The following is a 4,875-nucleotide window of genomic DNA, read 5'->3' on the forward strand; positions in this document are numbered from 1 at the left end:
AGTTGTTTTAGATGCTTATTCTCGCAATCTCATCTATATTTCTGAAGAACAGTTTTTAGTCCTATTTCCTTTTTTTAAATACTTTAACGGGCAAATTAATACTCAAAAACTATTGCGCTATTGGTGGCACGATCGCATTAACTATGAATATGCCGAGTATTGCATGAAAGCAATGTTTTGGCATGGAGGAGGAGGTTTAGATAAATACCTCGATACTGACGAATTTAAAGAATTAGCAGATCGAGCTATTCGTGCTAGGTGGAAAGGCAATTTCATCATGCTAGGATTGCATAAAGTCTTCCCAGAGTTTTTACTTGAACAAACACGGCAAATGTCTTACTATAGCGGTTTGGGACAATTTTGGCGAGTCATGGCAGATATATTTCTCAGTTTAAGCGATCGCTACGATCGCGGTGAAATTCAATCTATTCCCCAAGTCGTTCAACATATACTTGATGGTTTAGTAACCGATGCTGCTAAACCGATTACTTATTCTGTAAAATTAGCGGGAAAAGTCTACGATCTCCTCCCTAAATCTGCGGGTTTAACATTTTTAATGGATACAGGAGTTCCTTATGTTGAAGCGATTTTCTTCCGGGGAACTCCCTTTTTAGGAACAGTTTCCTATAATGCACAAGAATATCAAATTCCCTTCGATCAAGCAATGTTTAATTATGGTGCATTATATGCCGATCCTTTGCCTATTGGCGGCTCGGGAATCCCCCCAACCTTATTAATGCAAGATATGCGCCATTATTTACCCGATTATTTGCGGAAAGTTTATCAATCGAGAATTCGTAAAGAGGATGATGTCAGAGTACAGATTTGCCAGAGTTTTCAGAAGTCTATGTTTTGCGTAACAACAGCAGCAATTAAAGGATTAGCACCTCATCCTTTAGATACGCAGAATGCTGAAGAAAAAGAAGCGAATCGCGCTTATCTAAAAGGCTGGATGAGTCGTTTTTTAACTTCTCGTTTACTTGAGGTTAATCGCTAGATATTGATAAAAATAAAAACTTATTTATTAATCAAAATATAAAAATATGCTTTAATTACTTTGACTTTTTCTTTGAAAATTGTTAAATTGTTGCATTCCGACTACTTATTAAGTTAGAAAATCTCTCATATTTATCCATTACCGATCGCCAATTTCCCATTATCGATTACTAATTCCCACAATGCAACTTGTTAATCGCTTACATTTCAGAAATCTGCGCGGTGACGTTTTTGGTGGTGTAACGGCTGCCATTGTTGCCCTACCATTAGCTTTGGCATTTGGTGTTTCTTCCGGTGTCGGCCCGATCGCAGGACTCTACGGTGCGATCGCCACAGGCTTTTTTGCGGCACTTTGTGGAGGTACCCCCTCGCAAATTTCCGGTCCCACCGGTCCGATGACCGTGGTTATGGCCACAATTTTTACAGCAGTTGCGGCCTCGGATTCGGAAACGGGTTTAGCAACAGCATTTACCATCATCATGTTGGGGGGACTCTTTCAAATTCTCTTCGGGGTGCTGCGATTGGGGAAATACATCACTCTTATGCCCTATACGGTCATTTCTGGATTTATGTCCGGTATTGGCGCAATCATCATTATTATTGAGATTGCGCCTTTTTTGGGTTATCCCAACGTTGCAGGGGTTTTGGCATCTTTTCGCGCCATTCCCCGAGAGATTACCCATCCTAGCATCATGGCTACGGGCTTAGGACTCTTAACCCTGGCGATCGTTTTCTTGTCTCCTGCTAAACTCAATCGCATTATTCCTTCACCTCTGTTAGCTTTAATTGTGGGGACGCTAGTTTCTGTTTATGCACTGCCTAACAGCGATATTCCTCATATTGGTGATATTCCTTCGGGGTTGCCCAGTTTGCATCTGCCTACATTCAATTTGGAAAAACTCGATTTTATCGTGGGTTATGGCTTGATGTTGGCGGTTTTAGGGGCGATCGACTCTCTTTTAACTTCCCTGGTTGCTGACAATATTACCCGTACCCAACACGACTCCGATCGCGAGTTGATCGGGCAGGGAATTGGCAATACAATCTCGGGATTATTGGGAGGACTACCGGGGGCTGGTGCGACCATGCGGACGGTGATTAACGTCCAAGCTGGAGGGAAAACACCCCTATCGGGAATTATTCATGCTTTAATTCTGTTGGCGATTGTTTTAGGTGCAGGTAATCTAACTGCAAATATTCCCCATGCAGTATTAGCGGGAATTTTAATCAAAGTTGGTATTGATATTATCGATTGGGGATTCCTCAAACGCGCCCATGTTGTTTCTTGGAAAGCAACAGGAATCATGTATGGGGTCATGTTATTAACGGTTTTTGTCGATCTGATTGTTGCAGTTGCGGTTGGGGTTTTTGTGGCCAATATTTTAACGATCGAACGTTTGAGTAAGTTGCAAAGCGAAAAAGTACAAATTGTTACAGACCCTAAAGGAGAAATTCCTTTAGAACCTGAAGAAACGACGATTTTACAGGAAGCAATGGGAGGAATTTTATTACTTCACCTTGGTGGTCCGATGAGTTTTGGGGCGGCAAAATCTATTTCTCAACGAATGTCTATTGTCAAGCATTATGAGGTTTTGATTTTGGATATTACTGATGTTACCTTGTTAGGCGTTACAGCTTCTTTGGCAGTAGAAACAATGATCAAAGATGCGATCGCCAAGCGACGCGAGGTTTATCTTGTTGGGGCGACAGGTCAAGCAAAAGACCGTTTGAATAAGTTAAAAGTTTTAGCAATGATTCCCGTACAAAACCAGTTAGATAATCGTATTGAGGCTTTGCGTCAAGCGAATATATTTCTTCATCCTGCTATTATTGAGGATAAGGAAAAAGCGAATGTTTAAGAGAGAATAACCGAAAAAGCGATCGCCTGTTTAGATCCGCCAGGGATTGAAAATCCCTTCTTACTTGGTTGGATATGCTGAGGAAACCTCAGCATCCCCCAAGCGCTGTCTCATACAAAAAATCCATTGAAATGGATTAGGGTTATGGCGATCGCCCTTACCTGCCAAAAAATCCTTGACAGACCAGTAGTGCGATCGCTTTTTTGTTGCTCTTTCTTGACGTGCTACATTTTTTGTATTACAGTAAACTACAGGTAGTCAACAAAACACTGGGAGGTGTAAAATGCCTGTAATTGCAATGGAAGTGAAAAAAGCAGAACAACACCCCAACGCCGATTCTTTGCGCGTTTATAGCGCGATCGCCCCCGGTTATGAAGAAACTCAGATCGTCGCCAACTTAGAGAATATTTATGAAGTGGGGGATATTGTCGCCATTGCTTTAAGCAATTCAATCTTAAAAGATGGGACAAAAATTAAACCCAGCAAACTGCGAGGAATTCAATCATTTGGCATGGCCTTGGGTAAAATTGTTGAACCGATAGGCAGCGATTTAAGCGATCGCTATTGTCAGAAAAATATCGAAAAATCCGTCCTCTTGCAAAAATGGCCGAGTATCGAACTATTGCATAATGTGCGGCGTAATTTGGCGATCGCAGAAAAGACTCCAAAAGTTATTTATCGTGCCAAAATCAAACTCGATGGGACCAATGGAGGCATACAAATTTTCACCGATGGACGCATCGCAGTACAAAGCCGATCGCGGATTATTACTTCCACCAGCGATAATGCTGGGTTTGCCCATTGGGTGACACAAAATATCGATTTCTTTGCCAAACTTGTAGGAGAAGAACATTTAATTTTGTTTGGAGAATGGTGTGGAAAAGGGATTCAAAAACGTACCTCAATTTCCCAGATCGATCGCAAAATTTTTGTCATCTTTGCCCTACAATATGGGGGCAGAGACGGCAAATCTGCACGTTTAGAGATCGATCCAGAGCGAATTAGTGCAGTTATTCCCCCTCATCCCGATATTTTTGTCCTGCCTTTTTTTGGCGAACCGATTGTTTTAGATTTTGGCGATCGCGAACAATTAGAAAAAGCAAGCGATCGGCTCAATCAAATGGTTGAAGAAGTAGAACGTTGCGATCCTTGGGTCAAAGAAACTTTTGGGATTGAAGGGTTAGGAGAAGGCGTGGTCATGTATCCGCAAACCGATACTCTTGTCGAAGGAATTTCTTATGCCGAACTCCTCTTTAAAGCCAAAGGTGAAAAACATCAAGTCATTAAAGTTAAAAAAGCAGTTCATATCGATCCAGAAGTTGCCCAAAATGTCGAAGAATTTGTAGAATTATTCGTCACAGAAGTACGTCTAGAACAAGCATTAACAGAAGCCTGTGCAGGCGAACTTGATATGAAAAAAATGGGAGCATTTTTAAAGTGGGTGACTGCTGATATCCAAAAAGAAAGCGTAGCAGAATTAGAAAGCGCCCAACTGACTTGGAAAGATGTTGGCAAAGCTGTCATGAATACTGCTCGTCAATGGTATCAAGAAAAAGTGAAATTATTGTAGTGGCGTATGATAGATTTACAAATTTGAGATGCACTCGAGATATCTTTGGAGAACGCGATCGCAGAACCTTGTATGATAGAAGGAGTCAGGTAGAAAAAAATTGCGATCGCTAATGGCTAGAGATTTAAGAGGATTCATCGATCTACTGGAAAAACGAGGACAACTCCGTAGAATTAGCGCCCTTGTCGATCCAGACTTGGAAATTGCCGAAATTTCTAATCGGATGTTGCAACTCGGCGGACCTGGACTCTTGTTTGAAAATGTCAAAGGGTCCAATTTTCCCGTCGCCATTAACTTAATGGGAACCGTCGAGAGAATTTGTTGGTCGATGAATATGGAAAAACCAGAAGAGTTGGAAACTTTGGGGAAAAAATTGGGAATGCTACAACAACCCAAACCCCCTAAAAAAATATCTCAGGCGATCGATTTTGGGAAAGTTTTATTTGATGT

3 protein-coding genes and 1 pseudogene are annotated in these 4,875 nt (G+C 41.4%); all 4 read left to right on the forward strand.

Going from position 1 to position 4,875, the window contains the following annotated elements:
• Positions 1-997: CO2 hydration protein (locus VB714_RS26730; protein WP_323228336.1), on the forward strand; the 997-nt coding region annotated here is incomplete at its 5' end.
• 181 nt (positions 998-1,178) lie between these two features.
• Positions 1,179-2,855 carry a SulP family inorganic anion transporter gene (locus tag VB714_RS26735; RefSeq protein ID WP_323228337.1) on the forward strand — a complete coding sequence of 559 codons (1,677 nt, stop codon included), beginning with the start codon at positions 1,179-1,181 and terminating at the stop codon, positions 2,853-2,855.
• Positions 2,856-3,138: 283 nt separating this feature from the next.
• A complete protein-coding gene (locus VB714_RS26740) occupies positions 3,139-4,425 on the forward strand; it encodes an RNA ligase family protein (protein ID WP_323228339.1) in 1,287 nt (428 codons plus the stop codon).
• 112 nt (positions 4,426-4,537) lie between these two features.
• A pseudogene (locus tag VB714_RS26745) lies at positions 4,538-4,875 on the forward strand (UbiD family decarboxylase); the annotation flags it as partial.

Source organism: Spirulina sp. 06S082 (assembly GCF_034932145.1).
Taxonomy (GTDB): Bacteria; Cyanobacteriota; Cyanobacteriia; order Cyanobacteriales; family Spirulinaceae; genus CCY15215.

What these genes read in the sequence shown, in the direction of transcription:
- VB714_RS26735 (WP_323228337.1), top strand. Translation starts at nt 1,179, where the DNA reads ATGCAACTTGTTAATCGCTTACATTTCAGAAATCTGCGCGGTGACGTT.
- VB714_RS26740 (WP_323228339.1), top strand. Translation starts at nt 3,139, where the DNA reads ATGCCTGTAATTGCAATGGAAGTGAAAAAAGCAGAACAACACCCCAAC.